The following is a 20,212-nucleotide window of genomic DNA, read 5'->3' on the forward strand; positions in this document are numbered from 1 at the left end:
CGCATGGCCCTGGCCAGGGCGTGCAGGCAGACACTCGGGGGACGTGACGGGAGCGAGGAGGGCGGGCGCGCCAGGGACCGGTCCGCTGACCGGTAGCCGATGCCGCAGTGGGTTCGCCGGCGGGAAGGATAGGGGAATTGGCCGCCAGTGCCCAGGCGTGGCTGCCCGGAAGGCACGCGGCAGGCCGCTGCGGCGACGGCCGGCGACTGGCAAGGGGCGCCTGGCGGCGAAGCAGCGGCGATGAATTGGGGCGGTGAAAATCCTTCACTCGTCGGGGCTTTGCCATCAACATGTCGGCCCTGCGAACGCGTGAGGGTCTCTCCATGAAGAAGCTGTTGATCATCGGCATCGGTGCCGGCAACCCCGAATACATCACCATCCAGGCCATCAACGCGCTCAACCAGGCTGACGTCTTCTTCATCCTGGACAAGGGCATCAGCAAGGAAAAACTCATCCACCTGCGCCGGGAAATCTGCGAACGCTACATCAAGGACCGCGACTACCGCTTCGTTGAGGCGGGCAGCCCGGAGCGCGAACGCGGCGGCGACTACGGCGTGGCGGTCAAGGACCTGAACCTGGCCAAGCAGCAGGTGTTCGAGCGCCTGATCGGCGACCTCGGCGAGGACGAATGCGGGGCCTTCCTGGTCTGGGGCGATCCGGCCCTGTACGACAGCACCATCCGCATCCTCGAGGCCATCCTGCGGGACGGCCGGCATGCCTTCGAGTACGAGGTCATCCCCGGCATCAGCAGCGTCCAGGCGCTGGCCGCGCGCCACAAGGTGCCGCTGAACCGCATCGGCGGAACCATCGAGATCACCACCGGGCGGCGCCTGGCCGAGGGCTTCCCGGCGCATGCCGACAGCGTGGTGGTGATGCTCGACGCCGAGGACACCTACCGGCGTCTGAACGCGCCGGACCTCGACATCTACTGGGGGGCCTACGTCGGCACGCCGGACGAGATACTGGTAGCCGGCAAGCTCAAGGACGTGGCCGAGGACATCGCCCGCGTGCGCCAGGCGGCGCGTGAGGCCAACGGCTGGATCATGGACACCTACCTGCTGCGGCGCGGGGGCGAAGGCGACGCGTGACGCCCCGCTCGCGCGGCCCTACACGTACTGCGCGGCGGCGTAGCCGGAGGCCCAGGCCCACTGGAAGTTGAAGCCGCCCAGGTGGCCGCTGACGTCCAGCACCTCGCCGACGAAGTAGAGCCCGGGGGACTTCAGCGACTCCAGGGTCTTGGATGACACCTCGCGGGTGTCCACCCCACCGAGGGTGACCTCCGCCGTGCGGTAACCCTCGGTGCCTGCCGGCACCAGTTGCCAGTTGCCCAGGCGCTCGGCGATGGCCTTCAGTTCGCCAGGGCTGTACTGCTTCATCGGTTTGGAAGTGAACCACTGCTCGGCCAGCAGCCCGGCCATCTTCTTGGTGAACAGCTCGGCCAGCAGCGTCTTCAACTCGCTGTTGGGCCGCTCGCGCTGCTGCTCGGCCAGCCAGGTCGGCAGGTCGAGGGCGGGCAGCAGGTCGATGCTGACGACATCGCCGGGCTGCCAGTAGGAGGAGATCTGCAGGATCGCCGGCCCGCTGAGCCCGCGGTGGGTGAAGAGGATGTTCTCGACGAAGCTCTGCCCGTTGCAGCTGACCCGGCAGTCTTCCACCGAGGTGCCGGACAGGGCCTCGCACAGGGCCTTCAACTGCGGATCGGTGACGGTGAACGGCACCAGCCCGGCGCGGGTGGGCAGCACCGTATGGCCGAACTGGCGGGCCACCTGGTAACCGAAGCCGGTGGCGCCCAGGGTGGGGATGGACAGCCCGCCGGTGGCGATGACCAGGGATTCGCACTGGGCGGGGCCCTGGCTGGTCTCCAGGCGATAGCCCCCTTCGTGGCGGCTGATCGCGCTGACCGAGGTGTTCAGACGCAGGTCCACGCCCGCCTGCTCGCACTCTTCCAGCAGCAGGCCGAGGATGTCGCTGGACTTGTGGTCGCAGAACAGCTGGCCGAGCTTTTTCTCGTGGTAGGGCACGCCGTGCTTGGCCACCAGGGCAATGAAGTCCCATTGGGTGAAGCGTGCCAGGGCGGACTTGCAGAAGTGCGGGTTGTGGGAGAGGAAGTTCGCCGGCTCGCAATACAGGTTGGTGAAATTGCAGCGGCCGCCCCCGGACATGAGGATCTTCTTCCCGGCCTTGTTGGCGTGGTCCAGCAGCAGTACGCGGCGTCCGCGCGCGGCGGCGCTCATGGCGCACATCAGTCCGGCGGCACCGGCGCCAATGATGATGACCTGGGGGGATAGCACGGTGAGGACCTCGTGAGCGTGGCGTCTGGCGGCGGAAAGCGGCGCATCTTACCCGATCCACAAGGGGCGCCGCGTCCGGGCCGTCCGATGGGCGTTTGGGGTGTCAGTGCTCCCTGGGGACGGGGGCGGCAGCCGGCGGTGCGGGCCGTTCGGTACGGGCATCGAACCAGCGGGGCCAGGAGCTCTGGTGCCGCGTTTCGAGCGCCACGCACGGGATCAGACGGTCGCTCAGCACACGGGTCTGCCCCACCGCCTTGGCCGTGCGGTACTTGATGCTGTGGATGCATTCGCGGTCGCCGAATTCGCAACGGTTCAGGCGAGTGCCACCGCAGGGCCCGTTGGCCAGGCCCTTGGGGCAGGTTTCCGGGCAGATGTAGAGGGTGGCCTCCAGGCGGCAGGTGCCGCAGGTGTCGCAGCCCACCACCGGGCGCTTGAGGCTGCGCTCCAGCCGGTGCAGCCAGCGCGCGCCCCATGAGGTGCGCCAGAGGCGGCCGCCCAGCAGCCTGCCGAAGGCGCGGCTGATGAGGGTGTCGCGACTGAACAGCAGGTGATGGAGGGCCGCCAGCAGGTGGTAGCGCAGCTGCTCCCGGGGACTGGCCGTCACACGGGATTCGCCCAGGCGCCAGTCCGCGTCCTCGGGGCTGAACACCACCGGGGGAGCGCCCTCGACGTGCCAGCTGGCGTCCCAGGCGTTCCACCACTGCTCCAGGTCGTGGAACTGCTCTTGACGAGCAGCAATGGCCTGCTCCAGGGCCACCAACTGCTCGACCGTGTGGACACCGGAGAGGTGGATGCCGGCGTAGCCCATCAGCTTCAGCCCGAGAATCTGCAGGGCGAGGCGGTCCAGGCTGCGTGCGTCCGCATAGGCCGGGGAGATCGCGGCTTCCGCCGCCAGCACGGCACGCATGGACGGGGTGATCACCACCCCGGGCACCCGTTCCAGCAGCGCGGCGCGGTTGCCGGTCAGGCCCATGACGCAGGCCAGCAGGGGGACGGGGTGCGCCTGTCGCTGCATCCACTGCTGGGCTTCCTGGTGCTTCCGGGCGTCGAAACCCAGTTGCAGGGTGAGGAAGTCGGCCCCGGCCGCGAGCTTCTTCTCGGCCTTGAAGTACTGCGCGCCGCCTTCCTCTTCGCGGTACTTGAAGGGGTTGAGGGCGGCGCCCAGCAGCCAGTCCGGCCTGGCCTGGCGCACGATCTCCAGGGCCGGCACGGACTCCAGGTAGCGGACCTCGCGCTGACCGGGTGCATGCCGGGCGGCCCGGTCACCGCTGAGCAGCAGGAGCTGGTCCAGGCCCTGCGCCGTCATGGTTTCCAGTTGGGCCAGCAGGTCCCTGCGTTCGCGGTCCTTGCCGGAGAAGTGCAGCAGCGCGGGAACCGTGCCGGGCAGCCGGGTGACGGCTTCGGCGGGTGGTACGTCGGCCGGGCCGGCGACCCGGTCCGCCATGGCGGCGCACAGTGGCCAGCCACACAGGTGACCGCGCGCCATCAGTTGGGCAAAGGCGGCAAAACGCGCCGTGTCGGGCTTGGGAACGAACTCGACGATGCACAGGAAAGATCCCGTGTGCAGCGCTTCTCTCAACAGGCTCATGAATCGTCGGTACCGGGTCGGTTCGCATCATCGGCATTCAGCGCCGGGCGTGGCCCCGATTCTGGGCCCGGCGGGCATGCGGGGGATGCCTGAAAACGCAGTGGAGTTGATTGGAAAAGACAGGCCGCCGCCATCACGGCGTTGCGACGGCTCCCATCTGGGCGCGTGCTCCTATGTCTGCAAGCGCCGTTTCGCGTCGATACGACGTGGGAGCGGGTGCCGGACTGCAGGCAGTGAACATGAGTAACGCTAATGCTCTGATGAAATAACTTGGCTTTCGTTCATGTTTATCGGCGCCTAGGATGCCCCACTCGATGACGTTGCAACAGCCTGCGACGACGGTTTCCGGGCGTGGCCCCGGAGATTGGGAAGGCAGGCACGAATGGGTTTCTGGTGGACCGAGATGGAAAGAGAACTTGTATTCAGCATCAAGAGCATTGCCTTCGATGAGCATTACCAGCCCTCGGGCACTACGCGCCTGACCACCAACTTCGCCAACCTGGCGAGGGGCACGCGCCGCCGGGAAAACCTGCGCAACACCCTGAGCATGATCGACAACCGCTTCAACTCGCTGGTGCAGGCGAACAACCCCAATGGGGACCGCTACGGCGTGGCACTCGACATTGTTTCCGCTGACATCGAACTGGTGCCGGGGGGCGAGGCCTTCCCGGCCATCGAGGTGCTGAAGACGACGATCATCGATCACACGACCGGCGAGCGCATCGAGGGTGTCGTGGGGAACAACTTCTCCTCCTATGTGCGCGATTACGACTTCAGCGTGCTGCTGCTCGAACACAACAAAGGGCGGCCGGCATTCAGCGTGCCTGAGGGGTTTGGCGAGTTGCACGGCAAGCTGTTCAAGTGTTTCGTGAATTCGGACGCCTACAAGGCGCACTTCAGCAAGCCCCCTGTCATCTGCCTCAGCGTCTCGGACAACAAGGCCTACTACCGCACCGAGTACCAGCACCCGGTGCTGGGCTTCGAGTACCAGCCGAACGAGTCGTCGCTGACGGAGCAATACTTCAGCAAGATGGGGCTGCAGGTGCGCTACTTCATGCCGCCGAACAGTGCGGCTCCCCTGGCGTTCTACTTCTTTGGCGATTTGCTGGACGACTACACCCCGCTCGAACTCAGCAGCACCATCGCCACGATGGAGACCTTCCAGAAGATCTACCGCCCCGAGATCTACAACGCCAACGCGGCGGCGGGCGCGCGCTATCAGCCGAGCTTGAAGCACCAGGACTATTCGCTGACCCGCATCGTCTATGACCGCGAGGAGCGCAGCCGCCTGGCGGTCGAGCAGGGACGCTTTGCAGAGGCGCATTTCATCAAGCCGTACGGCGCTGTTCTCGAGCAGTGGTCTGCCCACTGCGCCCTCTAATCCAACCAGGCGTGCATGTCATGAAAAAACTACTACCCACCTCCACGGCCGGCAGCCTGCCCAAGCCCTCCTGGCTGGCCGAGCCGGAGACTCTGTGGTCACCCTGGAAACTGCAAGGTGATGCGTTGAGCGACGGCAAGCAGGACGCCCTGCGCCTGTCCTTGCAGGAGCAGCAGCAGGCGGGCATCGACATCGTCAGTGACGGTGAGCAGACGCGCCAGCACTTCGTCACCACCTTCATCGAGCACCTCGACGGGGTGGATTTCGAGAAACGCGAGACCGTCAGGATCCGTGATCGCTACGACGCCAGCGTTCCAACCGTGGTGGGGGCCGTGAGCCGGCAGAAGCCGGTCTTCGTCGACGACGCCCGGTTCCTTCGGCAGCAGACCGGGCAGCCGATCAAATGGGCGTTGCCGGGCCCCATGACGATGATCGACACGCTGTTCGATGTGCACTACGGAAGCCGCGAGGAACTGGCCTGGGAGTTCGCCACACTCCTCAATCAGGAGGCCCTTGAGCTGGAGGCGGCGGGGGTCGACATCATCCAGTTCGACGAACCCGCATTCAACGTGTTCTTCGACGACGTCAACGACTGGGGCATTGCCGCGCTGGAGCGGGCCATCGAAGGGCTCCAGTGCGAAACCGCCGTCCACATCTGTTACGGCTACGGCATCAAGGCCAATACCGACTGGAAGAAGACCCTGGGCTCGGAGTGGCGGCAGTACGAGGCGGTTTTCCCGAAACTGCAGGCCTCCGGTATCGACATCGTTTCGCTGGAATGCCACAACGCCCGCGTGCCCATGGAGCTGATCGAACTCATCCGCGGCAAGAAGGTGATGGTGGGCGCCATCGACGTCGCCACCCATGCCATCGAGACACCGGAGGAGGTGGCCGACACCCTGCGCAAGGCCCTCCAGTTCGTCGAAGCCGACAAGCTCTACCCCTGCACCAACTGCGGCATGGCGCCCCTGCCTCGCCAGGTGGCCAGGGGCAAGCTGCGGGCGTTGAGCGCCGGTGCCGACATCGTCCGCAAGGAGCTGATGGGCGCCTGCTGAGCCTGGCCGCTTGCAGCTACCCCCCGGTTGCCGGACTGCTTCGGGCCGCTCCCGAGCAGCCGGCTGCGCCTGACAGACAGGAGTTGCCATGTCCCTTCCCGGTACGGCCATCGAGCCCGCGAGCTTTCGCGAGGCGCTCGGGCACTACGCATCCGGCATCACGGTCATCACGTCCCACTGCGACGGTGAGCCGCTCGGCTTCACGTGCCAGTCGTTCTACAGCGTGTCGATGAGCCCGCCGCTGGTGTCCTTCAGCGTGATGCGCCGCTCCTACAGCTATCCCGCCATGCGCCGGACCGGGCGCTTCGCCGTCAACATCCTCTGCGGCGAGCAGGTGGGGATTTCCAACCGGTTCGCCCGGCAAGGCACGGACAAGTGGCAGGGCGTGCAATGGCAGCCATCGCCGCTGGGCAACCCGCTCATTGCCGGTAGCCTGCATTGGCTCGATTGCGAGATCCACGCCGAACACGCCGCAGGTGACCACCTGATCGTCATCGGTGAGGTGAAGGCGCTGAGCCGGCAGCCAACGACCGCTGGCCAACCCCTGCTGTACTTCAAGGGGGGTTACCGCAACCTCGCCGTAGCGGCCGAGTGAGCCCAGCGCGCTGACGGGGTTGGCTCCACAGCCCTGGAATGCGGGCAATAAAAAAGCCGGCTTGTGGCCGGCTTTCCTTGAGAGGTCGGGGCTTACTTCTGGTAAGCCGCAACCGCTTTAGTGATTTCTGCGCGGGCGGCGTCGGCGTTGCCCCAGCCTTCCACCTTCACCCACTTGCCTTTCTCGAGGTCCTTGTAGTTCTCGAAGAAGTGCTTGATCTGCTCCAGCAGCAGGGCCGGCAGGTCGGTGTATTCCTTCACGTCCACGTACAGCTGGGACAGCTTGTCGTGGGGAACGGCGAGCAGCTTGGCGTCGCCGCCGGCTTCGTCGGTCATGTGCAGGACGCCGACCGGACGGGCGCGGATGACCGAGCCCGGTGCGACCGGGTAGGGGGTCACGACCAGCACGTCCAGCGGGTCGCCGTCGTCAGCCAGGGTGTTGGGGATGTAGCCGTAGTTGGCCGGGTAGAACATCGGGGTGGCCATGAAGCGGTCGACGAACAGGCAATCGCTGTCCTTGTCGATTTCGTATTTGATCGGCGCATGGTTGGCCGGGATTTCGATCGCGACGTAGATGTCGTTCGGCAGGTCTTTGCCAGCCGGGATCTTGCTGTAGCTCATGGTCGACTCCCTGGAATGGGCCAAAAAAAGTGGGCGGATTATATGCACATTCAGGGGGCGTTGCTACGCCGCCGTGCTCATCCGTTGGTCGTGTCCCGGTAGGCCGGATCCTCGGCCTGGAGGCGGGCCAGTCGGGCGCCCGGGTCTTGCCGGTAGAACAGCCGCAATTGCGCGTAGACCCCGGGGTAGGCGGCCTGCAGCAGGTCGGGGGCGGTGAAGAAGTATTCGCTGGTGACGGCGAAGAACTCCGCCGGGTCTTCGGCGGCGTAGGGGTCGATGGGCAGCTCGGCGTTCTCGTCTTCGTCCAGGCGGGCGTTGAGTTCGTCGTAGACGCTCTGCATCGCCTCGGCCCAGTCCGACTGGCGCATGTCGCGGTGCAGCGGCGGCAGGCCGTTGGCGTCGCCGTTGAGCATGTCCAGCTTGTGGGCCAGTTCGTGGATCACCAGGTTGTAGCCTTCCCAGCCGCCGCTGGCCTGGATGCCCGGCCAGGCCAGGACCACCGGCCCCTGGTGCCAGGCTTCACCGCTGCGCTCGTCGTCCCATTCGTGGACCACGCCGGCGCTGTCGCGGTGGCGCTGGGGGCTGACGAAGTCGTCGGGGTAGATCACCAGCTCGTGGAAGCCCTGGTACCAGCCCAGTTCCTCCAGGTGCAGCAGCGGCAGCTGGGCCTGGGCTGCCAGCAGCAGGCGCTCGCGGGCGTCGAGCTGCAAGTCGCCCAGCAGGCTCAGGTGCTTCTCGGCGAGGAACAGCACGCTGCGTTCCCGCAGCCGGGCGTCTTCCTCCGCGTCCAGGCCATCGAGGATCGGCAGCGCCTGGCGCACCTCGGCCCAGAGGGCGTCGTCCACCGGGTGGCGGGCCAGGATGCGGCGGCGCCGCCAGTCGCGGAAGAAGCCCATGGGGTGGCGGTCAGCTGTGCGGGGCGTCGCTGGCTTCGGTCGGGCGCAGGCGACGGTGCAGGAAGCCGATGATCATCGGCAGCAGCGACAGCAGGATGATGCCGATCACCAGCAGCGAGAGGTTCTGCTTGATGAAGGGCACGTTGCCGAAGAAGTAGCCCAGGGTGACCAGGCCGCCGACCCAGAGGATGCTGCCGGCGACGCTGAAGGCCACGAAGCGGCCGTAGGGCATGCGCCCGACGCCGGCGACGAAGGGGGCGAAGGTGCGCACGATGGGCAGGAAGCGCGCCAGGGTCACGGTCTTGCCGCCGTGGCGGTCGTAGAACTCGTGGGTGCGCTCCAGGTAGTCGCGGCGGAAGATCTTCGAGTTCGGCCGGCTGAACAGGCGCTCGCCCGTGGTGCGGCCGATCAGGTAGTTGGTGCTGTCGCCTAGGATGGCGGCGCTCATCAGCAGCAGTGCCAGCAGGACCGGGTCCATGGCGCCGTTGGCGCACACCGCGCCGGCGATGAACAGCAGGGAGTCGCCCGGCAGGAAGGGCGTCACCACCAGGCCCGTCTCGCAGAAGATGACCAGGAAGAGGATGGCGTAGATCCAGGGGCCGTAGTTGGTGACCAGCAGGTTCAGGTACTGGTCCAGGTGCAGGACCAGGTCGATCGGGTTGAATTCCATGGGGCGCCTTGAACGGAAAAACGGAGGCGGCCGGTGGCCGGGCGAGCGGCATTATAGGGGCAAGGTACGGAGAAGCGGCGAGCTTCCGTCGAGGGTTTTCCGGCATGAAGGCTGCAGATGTTTCCGCAGTTTTCCGATGGAGGCCCGCCCATGGCGCTGCAACTGCTGGAACACCCTGCCCTGAGCCTGGCCCAGGGCCACGGGCCGGACCTTCCCCAGCAGGCCGCCCGCGCCCGGGCAGCCTGGGTGGCCGGGCATCGGGGGCGGCCGCCGTCGCTGATGCTGGTGCTGCTCTGGGCCCGCCAGTGCCCCGATGTGGTGCAGGTGCTGGACCACCACCTGGACGCCCTGTTCGCCGACTACGCCTGCACCCCGGAGGGCTGGAGCGAGGTGCAGGCCGCCCGCCAGGTGCTGGCGGCGCTCAACCTGCGGCTCTACAAGCACGGCCAGGCCGGCGCACGCCTGCCCGAGCTGAGCGCCGGCCTGGTGCTGGCGCAGGACGGCCAGCTGCATTTCCTCCAGGCCGGTGCCGTGGGCCTGGCGCGGGTCCATCGCGGCGTGCTGGAGCAACTGCCCGGCCACGAGGGCGGCCTGGGCGCCCAGCCCGAGCTGGCGGTGGTGCAGCACAGCCTGCCGCTGCGCATGGGCGAGCCGTTGTTGCTGGCACCGCAGCCCTTGCTGCAGGTGGCCGACCTGCAGCGCTTCCAGGCCGATTGCGCCGAACTCGCCCCCGGACGCCTGGGGGAGGTGCTCGAACCGCTGCTGGCGGCCCCCGGTGCGGCGGCCGTGCTGCTGCCCGGTGCCGCCGACCAGTTGCCGGCGCCCACTCCGGGCAACAACTGGCCGGCGGTGGTGGATGCCGCGCCCGGCCTGCAGGTGGACGGCTGGACGCTCCAGGCCGCCTGCGCCTACGGACCGCCCGGCCGGCTGTTCCGCGCCCGGGACGACATCGGGCGCGAGGCCCTGCTGTGGCTGGCCGAAGGCCCGGCCGACGAAGCCTTCTGGCAGCGCGAGTGGGTGCTGCGGCGCAGCCCGGTGGCCAGCCTGCCCCAGGTGCTGTCGCCCCACCGGCCGCGCCGGCATGCCTTTCTCCTGTTCGAGCCGCCCCCGGCCGGCGTGCGCAGCCTGGCGGACTGGATCGGCAGCCAGGGGCCGTTGCCGCCTGCGACCCTGGTCGCCCTGCTGTGCCAGCTGATCGAAGCGGTGCGGGCCTTGCAGCGGCGCGGCATGCAGGGCCTGTGGCTGAACCCCCGGCAGATCCTGGTGGGGGACGACGGCCGGGTGCTGCTGTTGCCGGAGTTCGCCGCGATCCTCCCCGGCGTGCAGCGCCAATCGGTCCCGGCCCAGGCCGTGCCCCTGGCCCCGGAACTGCGCCATGGGCGGGCGGCGGACGGCTCGGCCGACCAGTTCGCCCTGGCCGCGCTGTGCTACTGGATGCTCAGCGGGCAATGGCCCGAAGTGGCGCGCCCCGAGGGCGGGCAGGCCAGCCGCTACGTGCCGTTGGCGAGCTTTCGCGCCGGGCTGCCGGAGGGCTGGGACGGTGTGCTGGCGCGGGCACTGGCGCCCCAGGCGCGGGCGCGCTTCGAGGCGCTTTCCGAGTTCCAGCTGGCCCTGGAACGGGCCCTGCAGGCCGCGCGCCAGGCCCCCACGCCGCGCGACGGGCGCAAGGTGCGCTTGGCGCTGGCGGGGTTGCTGGCGGTGCCGGTGGTGATCGGGTTGTGGTGGGGGCTGGGCCTGTGAGGAACGGGCTCAGTCGCCGATGGGCAGGATGTAGTTCTTGAACTGGCTGTCCTCGCGGAAGCCGATGGACTCGTAGACCTTCTGCGCCACTTCGTTGCCGACGCTGGTGGACACCCGCAGGCGCACGGCGTTGGTTTCCTTGGCCATCTTCTTCGCGGTCTGCAGCAGGCGGTCGGCCACCAGCTGGCGACGGGCGTCCTCGGCGACATAGATGTCGTTGAGGATCCACACGCGCTTGAGCGACAGCGAGGAGAAGCTCGGGTAGAGCTGGCAGAAGCCCAGCAGCTTGTCCTCGTCATCGGCCAGGGCCAGGTAGATGACCGATTCCTTGCGCTTGAGGCGGGTCTCCAGGAACTTGCGCGAGGAGTCCGGGAAGGGCAGCTCGCCGTAGAACTCGCGGTACTTCACGAACATCGGGCTCAGCAGGTCCAGATGCTCCAGGGTGGCTTGGACGATGCGCATGGGAAGACCTCGGCGTCGGTAGGGATACGGGAACGGAATGCAGGTGCCATGCCAGCACCGTCCCGATGCTGCCTCAAAGTTTGTCCACCGCGCAATCGCGGCAAAGCGGCCGGCTGCGCCACGTAGGGGGATCGAAACGCACCCGCTGCCGGTCCAACCCCGGGACGAGCCGATGCAAGGAGTTCCCCCGTGGCAGAGCGATCCCTGGAACAGGTGGTGGATGAAGTGCTGGCGCGCATCGACGGGCCCATCCGCCTGGGCATTCCCCTCGGGCTGGGCAAGCCGGTGCGCTTCGTCAACGCCCTGTACCAGCGCATCAAGGCCATGCCCGAGCGTTCGCTGACGCTCTACACCGCGCTGTCCCTGGCCCGGCCCCGGCCGTCCGGGGAGCTGGAGCGGCGCTTCGCCGAGCCGTTCTTCGAGCGGGTACTGGGGGATTGCCCCGAGCTGGACTACCTGGCCGACCTCGAACAGGGCACCTTGCCGGCGCACATCCGCATCGAGGAGTTCTACCTGCAGCCCGCCAGCCAGCTGGACAACCCCCGCGCCCAGCAGCACTACGTCAGCCTCAACTACAGCCATGTCGCGCGGGACCTGGCGCGCAAGCGGCTCAACCTGCTGGCCCAGCTGGTGGCCCGCGATCCCGCGCGGCCGGGGACGTTCAGCCTCAGCTGCAACCCGGACATCACCCTCGACCTGCTGCCCGACCTCGACGCCCGTCGCCAGCGCGGCGAGACCGTGCTCTGCGTGGCCCAGGTGCACGAGGCGCTGCCCTACATGCCGGGGGATGCCGAGGTGCCGGCGGCGACCTTCGACCTGGTGCTGGACGAGACCGAGCGCACGCCGCTGTTCTCCACCCCGAACATGCCCGTCAGCGCCCAGGACCACGCCATCGGCCTGCACGCCAGCACCCTGGTGCGTGACGGCGGCACCCTGCAGGTGGGCATCGGCGCCATGGCCGACGCCCTCACCGCTGCGCTGCTGGCCCGGCACCGGGACAACGCCGCTTACCGGGCGGTGCTCGACGCCCTGGACGTGCCGGGACGCTGGGACGGGCTGATCGACCGCGAGGGCGGCCTGGCGCTGTTCCGCCAGGGCCTCTATGCCAACAGTGAAATGGTCCTGCCCGGGCTGCTGGACCTGCTGGAAGCCGGCATCCTCGGGCGCCGCGCCTACCCGGACCTGCGCCTGCAGCGCCTGGCGGACGCCGGCGTGCTGGACGCCGAGGGGCGCGTGGTCGACCCCGAGGCGTTGCTGGCCGCCCTGCCGCCGCGCCTGGACGCCGACACCCTGGGCTGGGCCCAGGGCCACGGCCTGCTCGACAGCCGCCTGGCCCTCGACGGCGAGCACCTGCAACTGCCCGACGGTCGCCGGTTGCCGGCGGACATCGAGGTACCGGCGACCCGCGCCGCCCTGGTGGCGCACCTGGGAAGCGCCCGTGGCGGTGTGTGCATCCACGGCGGTTTCTTCCTCGGGCCCCGCGACTTCTACCGGCGCCTGGCGGCACTGGACGACGCCGGCCGGGCGCGCATCGCCATGACCGGCATCGGCTACGTCAACCGCCTGCTCGGCGACGAAGCCCTCAAGCGCCAGCAGCGGCGTGACGCGCGCTTCATCAACAGCTGCTTCTGCGTGACGCTGCTGGGGGCCAGCGCCGCCGACCAACTGGAGGACGGCCGCGTGCTCAGCGGCGTCGGCGGGCAGTACGACTTCGTCGCCCAGGCCCATGAGCTGGACGGCGCCCGCTCCATCCTGATGCTGCGCAGCTGGCGCGAGTCGGGCGGCGAGGCCCATTCCAACATCCTCTGGGACTACGGCCACACCACTATCCCGCGCCACCTGCGGGACATCGTCGTCACCGAATACGGCATCGCCGACCTGCGCGGGTGCAACGATGCCGAGGTGGTGGAAGCCCTGCTGCGCATCAGCGACGCACGTTTCCAGGACGAACTGGTGGCCCAGGCCAAGGCGGCCGGCAAGTTGCCGTCGGATTTCGTGCTCGACCCGGCCTGTCGCGGCAACACGCCCTGGCGCCTGCACAGGGTGCAGGCCGATCACCCGCGGCTGTTCGCGGAGTACCCGCTGGGCTGCGACTTCACCCCTGTGGAGCAGGACCTGCTGCGGGCCCTGCGCTGGCTCGGCGCCCGGCTGCGCCTGGAGGACGCCCTCGACCTGGGCATGAGTGCGCTGTTCGAGGTCGCCTCGGCCGAGGCCTGCACCGAACACCTCCGGCGCATGGGCCTGGAGAACCCCGAAGGGCTGCGCGAGCAGGCCTTCCAGCGCCTGTTGCTGGCCGGCCTGAAGGCCACCGCGCCCGGCTGAATCGGCGGGAAAGGTTCTGGCAGGACCGTGCGGCAATGCGCCACAAGGCCCGCGTTCCGTGATCCGGGGCTTCGGTGCTAGAGTCGCCGCCCATGAAACCGACCCCTTCCTCCCGCTCGTTGATCGCCTGGATGCTCTACGCCTGCGTCCTGCTCAACGCGCTCGCCTGCAGCGTCCACCACGGGCAGGCAATGGGGCTGGAGCTGAGCGGCCTCGGCGGCGCCTTCTGTTCCGCCCATGGCGAATCGGGGCCGGGCTTCGGCGACCTGCCGGGCGAGCTGTCGCGGCTCGCCGGTGCCGGCTTCAACTGCCCGATGGGCTCGGCCATCACCCTCGGTGTCATCTTCTTCCTCGGCCTGTACTGGCTGCAGCGCCAGCGCGCGGTCCCGCGCCCGGTTCGCGAGCGCCGCTGTACGGCTCCGCCGCGAGAACGCTGGCCCTCTGCCAACCCCCGCGCCTCCCCCTGAGTTTCCGGCTCGTCCCCTGCGGCCCGCTTGCGCGTGGCCGTCGCGTCCTGCCGCCCGTGCATCCGTCCGGCGCGGCCTGATCCACCTGATCCGGAAAATCACGATGTCCCTTTCTGCCCGTTCCACCGACCGCCGCACCCCCTTCACCCTCGACCGCAGCCAGCTGCGCTGGCGCCAGGCCTTCGCCCTCGCAGCCGGCCTGGCCCTGTGCAGCGGCCTGCAGGCGGCCGAGCACGTCCACGCCAAGCCCGCCGCCAAGGACAGCGACACCCAGGAGCTGCAGCCCACGGTCGTCACCGCCGTGCAGCAGAGCTCGCCGCTGACCGTGGTGGCCGACCCGAAGGACGCCCGCCAGCCCATCCCCGCCAGCGATGGCGCGGACTACCTGAAGACCATTCCCGGCTTCGCCGCCGTGCGCAACGGCGGCACCAACGGCGACCCGGTGCTGCGCGGCATGTTCGGCTCACGCCTCAACCTGCTCACCAACGGCGGCCAGATGCTCGGCGCCTGCCCGGGCCGCATGGACGCCCCCAGCTCCTACATCTCGCCGGAAACCTTCGACCGCCTCACCGTCATCAAGGGCCCGCAGACCGTGCTCTGGGGCCCCGGCGCCTCCGCCGGCACCGTGCTCTTCGACCGTGAGCCGGAGCGCTTCGGCGAGCTGGGCAGCCGCGTCCACGCCAGCGTGCTGGCCGCCTCCAACGGGCGCTTCGACAAGGTGCTGGACGGCGCCGTGGGCAGCGAGCTGGGCTACCTGCGCTTCACCGGCAACCAGTCCCAGTCCGACGACTACGAGGACGGCAACGGCGACACCGTGCCCTCGCGCTGGCGCAAGTGGAACGGCGACGTGGCCCTGGGCTGGACCCCCGACGAAGACACCCTGGTGGAGCTGACCGCCGGCCGTGGCAACGGCGAGGCCCGCTACGCCGGGCGCGGCATGGACGGCAGCCAGTTCCTGCGGGAAAGCCTCGGCCTGCGCTTCGAGCGCAGCAATCTGGGCGGCGTGCTCGACAAGCTGGAGGCGCAGGTCTACTACAACTACGCCGACCACGTGATGGACAACTTCCGCCTGCGCAGCCCCAATCCCTCCAGCTCCATGCCCATGCCGATGGCGTCCCAGGTGGACCGCCGCACCCTCGGCGGGCGTGTCGCCGCCACCTTCAAGTGGAGCGAGGTGGAACTGGTGGCCGGCCTCGACGCCATGCGCAGCGAGCACCGCAAGCGCGCCTCGCGCTATTCGATGATGAGCGGCCAGTTCACCGACGCCGACCAGTTCCCCCGCGTGCGTGATGCGCTGATGCACAACTACGGCGCCTTCGGCGAGCTGACCTGGTACGCCGCCGACCGCAACCGGGTGATCACCGGCGCCCGCCTGGACCACGCCCAGGCCCTCGACGACCGCGCCACCGTGGGCATGATGAACATGGCTAATCCCACCTACGGCAAGACCCGCTCCGACACCCTGCCCAGTGGCTTCATGCGCTACGAGTACGACCTGGCGGATGCCCCGGCCACCCTCTACGCCGGCCTCGGCCACGTGCAGCGCTTCCCCGACTACTGGGAGCTGTACTCCCCCGGCCGTGGCCCGGTCGGCTCGGTCAACGCCTTCGACGGCGTGAAGCCGGAGAAGACCACCCAGCTCGACTTCGGCGTGCAGTACAACGACGGCGATCTGGAAGCCTGGGCCTCCGGCTACATCGGCCAGGTGCGCGACTACATCCTGTTCACCTACACCCCGGGGATGATGGGTGCCACCTCCCGCGCCGATAACATCGACGCGCGCATCATGGGCGGCGAGCTGGGTGCGGCCTACCGCCTGGACGACAACTGGAAGGTGGACGGCACCCTGGCCTACGCCTGGGGCAAGAACAGCTCCGACGGTCGCGCGCTGCCGCAGATGCCGCCGCTGGAAGCGCGCCTGGGGCTCACCTACGAGCAGGACGCCTGGAGTGCCGGCGCCCTGTGGCGCGTGGTGGCTGCACAGAACCGCGTGGCGGAGAAGCAGGGCAACGTGGTCGGCCAGGACTTCGACAAGAGCGGCGGCTTCGGCGTGTTCTCCCTCAACGGCGCCTACCGCCTGACGTCCAACCTCAAGGTCAGCGCCGGGGTCGACAACCTCTTCGACAAGGCCTACTCCGAGCACCTCAACCGCGCCGGCGACGCCGGGTTCGGCTTCCCCGCCGACCCCGAGGCGATCAACGAACCGGGTCGCACCCTGTGGACCAAGGTCGACTTCAGCTTCTGATCACCGGTCGATAGCGGGCCTGGCGGCCCTGTGGAAAGATCGGGCGGCGCCTCCAGGGCACCTCTGAATCGTTGGAGGTGCCCTCGCAGGGCGTTGCCAGGAGCTGCCATGACCCGCTTTCTGATCACCCTCGCGACCCTGCTGGTCGCCCTCTACCTGCTGCTCTGCGCCGGGCTCTACCTGTTCCAGCGCCAGCTGCTCTACGTGCCCCAGCCGCGCACCCTCGACGCGCCGGGCAGCACCCTCGAACTCACCCGCCCCGAGGGGCCGCTGCAGGTCACGGTGCAGGCCCACGACGGGCCCCGGGCGCTGCTGTACTTCGGCGGCAATGCCGAGGACGTCTCCCTCAACCTGCCCGAACTGCGCCAGGCCTTCCCCGACCGCGCGCTTTACCTGATGCACTACCCGGGCTACGGCGGCAGCGCCGGCGAGCCCTCCGAAGCGCTGATCGTGCGCGACGCCCTGGCCCTGTTCGACCAGGTGCAGGCCACGCACCCGCAAGTGGATGTGGTGGGGCGCAGCCTCGGCTCCGGCGTTGCCGTGCAGGTGGCCAGCGCCCGGCCGGTGAGGCGGCTGGTGCTGGTCACGCCCTACGACAGCATCGAGGCGGTGGCAGCGGAGCGCTTCCCCTGGGTGCCGGTGGGCTGGCTGCTGAAGGATCGCTACCGCTCGGTGGACCGGGTCGGAGCCCTGCGGACGCCGAGCCTGCTGTTGGTGGCAGGGCAGGACCGGGTGATTCCCCCGGCCCACGCCGAACGCCTCGCCCGGCACTTCGCCCCCGGTGTGGCGCGGCTGGAGCCGCTGGAGGGTGTGGGGCACAACGACATCAGCCTGCACCCGCGCTACTGGGCGCTGCTGCAGGAGGCCCTGCGCTGAGAAGGGGCCGGTGGAGGCGGCTCAGGCGTAGACGCTGATGCCGCCCTTGGCCTGCAGCCAGTCGCGGTAGGTTTCCAGGGACTGGGTCTGCTGGTTGCCGTTCACCCCGACGAAGGACAGGCCGCCGCCCAGGTTCTTGTCCAGCAGCTTCTGCACCTGGGTGAGCAGCTTGGCGGCGTCGTCGCGGTCGAGGCTGGAAACGTCGGGCAACTGCAGCTTGGCGCCGCCGCTGCCGTTGAGCCCGGCCTGGCTGGCCTGGGTGGCGTTGGTGATGACGTTGCCGGTGTCGCCGGCCATGGCATTCATCAGGCCGCCGCGGCCCTGGGCCACCAGGTTGGCGGCGAGCTTGCGCAGGTCGGCAATGGGGTCGGAGGGCGTCTGCGGCTTGTCGGTGGTGCCGGACGTGCCGCTGTTGCCGGCCTTGTTGCCGGCCAGCGAGGCGAGGTAGCCGGCCAGCGGCGAGTTGTTGTTGATGAGGGTCATGGGTGGATTCCCCGAATCTGCGGACACCGGCGTTCAGCATAAAGCGGGCCAGGTGGCTGCAAGCCAGGCGTGGCAAGGGTTGGCGTGTATCCCGTGCCGGTCGAAGCGGCGTCGGCTTGCCGGCTCCGGGCAACGCCTTGCCGGGTTGGCCAGGGGCCAGCAACTGACGCCGGCCCCGGGAGCCCGTATCATCGCCGCCCTGTTTCACTGCCGATGGACCTGCTGGATGCTGTCTGCCGTCAAGCGCTACACCGCGTTGATCTCCGGAACCCTGGTGCGCTGCTTCCCGCGCACCACCGCCTACCTGCGTGCCGAACGCGAGGCCGCCGAAGCCGCACAGGCCCTGGCCCGTGCCCAGGCACAGCAGAAGAAGGCGCGCCCGCGCGGGCGCAACAAGAAGGCCAGCGAAGGCAAGGGCCGCGCCGCCGCCCGAAAGTCCGCCCCCAAGGAACCTGGCGGGGCCCGCGCGGCCGTTGAGGGCCCGAGCGTCTACCGCGCCGCCGCGTTGCCCCGGCGCAAGGGGGCCGAAGAGGCGATGCGCGCGCGGGTGGCCGAAGCCGTTGCAGCGGGTGTGGTGGCGGCGCCGTCCGACGAGCAGTGGGCGATGATCCTCGCCCGTGGGCCGCTGACGCGCATCTTCGCCGGCGCCGGCTCGGGCAAGTCCACCACCCTGTTGCTGCGGGTGGTCTACCTGCTGGCCCACCTGGGCATCGACCCGGCCAAGCTCACCGTCATCTCCTTCACCAACGCCTCCTGCGCCCAACTGCGTGAGCAACTGATGCGGGTGCTGGCGTTCTGGCAGGTGCCCTTCGACGCGGCCCAGGCGCGCCAGTGCGTGCGCACCTTCCATTCGGCCATGGGCGTGCTGGCCAAGAGCGAAATGGGCGTGAGCGCCTGGTTCGAGCAACTGGACAGCCGCGATGCCGGCGACGAGCCGGACAACCCCCTGGCCGCCGGCCGCCTGAAGCCGGCCCAGCAGCGCCTGCTGCAGGAGGCCTACCACGCCTGCTACGCCGAGGACGTCGGCTTCCGCACGGCGGTCCACGCCCTGCTGGGCCTGGAGCCCGATGCGGTGCTGTCGAAGACCCCGGAAGGCCCCCTGCGCCTGGCCGGCGAGCTGGGGCCGATGGCCCTGCCGGAGGCGTTCCACGTGCAGGCCGGGTTCATCGAGAGCCTCGGGCTGCGGGTGGATGCATTGCAGCCGGACGCCCTGGCCTGCCCCCAGCGGGACCAGCAGTTCATCCGCGCGCTGCAACCCTTCTGGGCGCGCTTCCAGGCGCTGTTGCGCCAGCGCGGGCTGGCCACCTTCAACATGGCATTCTGCGAACTCACCGAGCGGCTGGAAAAGGGCGGGCTGAAGCTGCCCGCGCTGGTGCCGCTGACCCACCTGCTGATCGACGAGTTCCAGGACATCTCCCCGCAGATCGTCCGCTGGCTGCGGGCCGCCCACGAGCGCCTGGCGCAGGCCGGGGAAACCCCGAGCCTGATGGCCATCGGTGATGACTGGCAGTCCATCTACGGCTGGCGCGGCAGCTCGCCGGAGCTGTTCATGGATTTCGACCGCCACTTCGCCAAGGGCCGCGGCAAGAAGAGCGCGGTGCTGCGCCTGGAGACCAACTACCGTTCCATCGACGCCGTGGTGCGCGATGGCGAGGCGGTGCTGGGCGGTGTGGCCTTCAAGCAGGACAAGACCTGCCGCGCCGTGCGCGAGGCCCGGCCGGGCGACCATGGCGTGCGGCTGGTGCAGGGCTTCGAACTGCCCGGCGGCCTGCCGGCTCTGGTGGCCGAGCTGCAGGCCCAGTGCGCCCATGTAGCCGGCCTGGAGCGCGCCGAGCGCACGCCGGTGCTGCTGCTCGGCCGGCGCAACGACACCCTGCGCACGGTGCAGGCGGCGCTGGAACCGGGGTTGCCGGTGAAGGCCCTGACCATCCACCGGGCCAAGGGCTTGCAGGCGGAGGTGGCGGTGATCGTCGACGACTGCCAGCCGCCGGAATCCCACCCCCTGCGCAACGCGCTATACGCCCACAGCGGCTACTTCCGCAACAGCTACGACCAGGCCATGCGCGACGAGAACCTGCGCCTGGCCTACGTCGCCATCACCCGGGGCGTGAGCCGGGTGATCTGGTACTGCCGCCGCCCCCAGGGCGCCACCGCCGTGCTGGCCGCCCGCGCGCCGGATCTCTGAGCGGGTGAGCCTGATGGTGGCTCTGCTGGTGGGCTGAAGCCCACCCTACGGTTCAGGCCGTAGCCTGGGCTTCATCTCTGCCATGAATCGATGCGGTTCGCCGAGCTCACCGCATCCTACGGGCCCGCCGTCCGTAGGATGGGCTGAGCTGTGCGAAGCCCATCGCTGGCCCAGGGATGCGCCGTGGTCCCGGGCTGAAGCCCGGGCTACGTTCTGGGCGCGTTAGCCTGGGGATAACCCCGGTGGATCGATGAAGCGCGATCCACCCTACAACGCGTCTATGACGGGGCTCGGGCGCTCTTTCCATCCACCAAGTGGTTGCCGGCAGCTTCGATG

General features: G+C 69.0%; 17 protein-coding genes. 10 read left to right on the plus strand and 7 right to left on the minus strand.

Translation table 11 applies throughout. The features are described from left to right. Nucleotides 1-323: 323 nt before the first annotated feature. Entirely contained in the window at nucleotides 324-1,088 is a 765-nt protein-coding gene (gene cobF / locus PotMrB4_RS04400; protein WP_044402414.1) for a precorrin-6A synthase (deacetylating), read from the plus strand. A gap of 18 nt (nucleotides 1,089-1,106) precedes the next feature. Here the strand turns inward: cobF and PotMrB4_RS04405 are convergent, their stop codons facing one another. Next, nucleotides 1,107-2,243, minus strand: coding sequence for a BaiN/RdsA family NAD(P)/FAD-dependent oxidoreductase (locus PotMrB4_RS04405; protein WP_202119623.1), 1,137 nt, complete (start codon nucleotides 2,241-2,243; stop codon nucleotides 1,107-1,109). A 151-nt stretch (nucleotides 2,244-2,394) separates the two neighbouring features. Continuing rightward, entirely contained in the window at nucleotides 2,395-3,879 is a 1,485-nt protein-coding gene (locus tag PotMrB4_RS04410; protein WP_172432622.1) for a methylenetetrahydrofolate reductase C-terminal domain-containing protein, read from the minus strand. Between the two features lie 403 nt (nucleotides 3,880-4,282). Here PotMrB4_RS04410 and PotMrB4_RS04415 point away from each other — a divergent pair, with 403 nt between their 5' ends. The 3 genes from PotMrB4_RS04415 to PotMrB4_RS04425 all read left to right on the plus strand — a co-directional run bounded on the left by PotMrB4_RS04415 (nucleotide 4,283) and on the right by PotMrB4_RS04425 (nucleotide 6,910). Then, nucleotides 4,283-5,260 (plus strand): DUF1852 domain-containing protein, encoded by a 978-nt coding sequence (locus tag PotMrB4_RS04415; RefSeq protein WP_172432623.1) that lies wholly within the window; start codon nucleotides 4,283-4,285, stop codon nucleotides 5,258-5,260. Between the two features lie 20 nt (nucleotides 5,261-5,280). Further along, a complete protein-coding gene (locus tag PotMrB4_RS04420) occupies nucleotides 5,281-6,315 on the plus strand; it encodes a methionine synthase (RefSeq protein ID WP_172432624.1) in 1,035 nt (344 codons plus the stop codon). An 88-nt stretch (nucleotides 6,316-6,403) separates the two neighbouring features. Then, nucleotides 6,404-6,910: a flavin reductase family protein gene (locus PotMrB4_RS04425; protein WP_172432625.1), complete on the plus strand. Its 507-nt coding sequence runs from the start codon at nucleotides 6,404-6,406 to the stop codon at nucleotides 6,908-6,910. A 92-nt stretch (nucleotides 6,911-7,002) separates the two neighbouring features. On the opposite strand, the gene ppa is transcribed toward PotMrB4_RS04425, so the two are convergent. The 3 genes from ppa to PotMrB4_RS04440 form a co-directional block, all read right to left on the minus strand. Beyond that, nucleotides 7,003-7,530 (minus strand): inorganic diphosphatase, encoded by a 528-nt coding sequence (gene ppa / locus PotMrB4_RS04430; RefSeq protein WP_044402408.1) that lies wholly within the window; start codon nucleotides 7,528-7,530, stop codon nucleotides 7,003-7,005. Nucleotides 7,531-7,607: 77 nt separating this feature from the next. Further along, nucleotides 7,608-8,426, minus strand: coding sequence for a M90 family metallopeptidase (locus PotMrB4_RS04435; RefSeq protein WP_074972879.1), 819 nt, complete (start codon nucleotides 8,424-8,426; stop codon nucleotides 7,608-7,610). A 10-nt stretch (nucleotides 8,427-8,436) separates the two neighbouring features. After that, the gene (locus PotMrB4_RS04440; protein ID WP_172432626.1) at nucleotides 8,437-9,096 is read right to left on the minus strand and encodes a DedA family protein; all 660 of its coding nucleotides are present in this window, start codon (nucleotides 9,094-9,096) and stop codon (nucleotides 8,437-8,439) included. 150 nt (nucleotides 9,097-9,246) lie between these two features. Here PotMrB4_RS04440 and PotMrB4_RS04445 point away from each other — a divergent pair, with 150 nt between their 5' ends. Further along, nucleotides 9,247-10,836, plus strand: a complete 1,590-nt coding sequence (locus PotMrB4_RS04445) for a serine/threonine-protein kinase (RefSeq protein ID WP_172432627.1) — start codon at nucleotides 9,247-9,249, stop codon at nucleotides 10,834-10,836. Between the two features lie 9 nt (nucleotides 10,837-10,845). Here PotMrB4_RS04445 and PotMrB4_RS04450 read toward each other — a convergent pair whose 3' ends face one another. Next, nucleotides 10,846-11,298 (minus strand): GNAT family N-acetyltransferase, encoded by a 453-nt coding sequence (locus tag PotMrB4_RS04450; protein ID WP_044402397.1) that lies wholly within the window; start codon nucleotides 11,296-11,298, stop codon nucleotides 10,846-10,848. 189 nt (nucleotides 11,299-11,487) lie between these two features. Between PotMrB4_RS04450 and PotMrB4_RS04455 the strand changes: the two genes are divergently transcribed. The 4 genes from PotMrB4_RS04455 (at nucleotide 11,488) to PotMrB4_RS04470 (ending at nucleotide 17,208) form a co-directional block, all read left to right on the plus strand. Then, nucleotides 11,488-13,620 carry an acetyl-CoA hydrolase/transferase C-terminal domain-containing protein gene (locus tag PotMrB4_RS04455; RefSeq protein WP_232060795.1) on the plus strand — a complete coding sequence of 711 codons (2,133 nt, stop codon included), beginning with the start codon at nucleotides 11,488-11,490 and terminating at the stop codon, nucleotides 13,618-13,620. 92 nt (nucleotides 13,621-13,712) lie between these two features. Further along, nucleotides 13,713-14,087: a DUF2946 family protein gene (locus tag PotMrB4_RS04460; protein ID WP_044402391.1), complete on the plus strand. Its 375-nt coding sequence runs from the start codon at nucleotides 13,713-13,715 to the stop codon at nucleotides 14,085-14,087. A 103-nt stretch (nucleotides 14,088-14,190) separates the two neighbouring features. Continuing rightward, nucleotides 14,191-16,332 carry a TonB-dependent copper receptor gene (locus tag PotMrB4_RS04465; RefSeq protein ID WP_172432628.1) on the plus strand — a complete coding sequence of 714 codons (2,142 nt, stop codon included), beginning with the start codon at nucleotides 14,191-14,193 and terminating at the stop codon, nucleotides 16,330-16,332. A 108-nt stretch (nucleotides 16,333-16,440) separates the two neighbouring features. Then, nucleotides 16,441-17,208 carry an alpha/beta hydrolase gene (locus PotMrB4_RS04470; protein WP_107330137.1) on the plus strand — a complete coding sequence of 256 codons (768 nt, stop codon included), beginning with the start codon at nucleotides 16,441-16,443 and terminating at the stop codon, nucleotides 17,206-17,208. A 21-nt stretch (nucleotides 17,209-17,229) separates the two neighbouring features. Here the strand turns inward: PotMrB4_RS04470 and PotMrB4_RS04475 are convergent, their stop codons facing one another. Further along, the gene (locus PotMrB4_RS04475; protein ID WP_044402383.1) at nucleotides 17,230-17,691 is read right to left on the minus strand and encodes a hypothetical protein; all 462 of its coding nucleotides are present in this window, start codon (nucleotides 17,689-17,691) and stop codon (nucleotides 17,230-17,232) included. Nucleotides 17,692-17,917: 226 nt separating this feature from the next. Here PotMrB4_RS04475 and PotMrB4_RS04480 point away from each other — a divergent pair, with 226 nt between their 5' ends. Further along, on the plus strand, nucleotides 17,918-19,876 hold the full coding sequence (locus tag PotMrB4_RS04480) for a DEAD/DEAH box helicase (RefSeq protein WP_172432629.1): 1,959 nt from the start codon (nucleotides 17,918-17,920) through the stop codon (nucleotides 19,874-19,876). Nucleotides 19,877-20,212 lie beyond the last annotated feature (336 nt).

Source organism: Metapseudomonas otitidis, from assembly GCF_011397855.1.
GTDB lineage: Bacteria > Pseudomonadota > Gammaproteobacteria > Pseudomonadales > Pseudomonadaceae > Metapseudomonas > Metapseudomonas otitidis.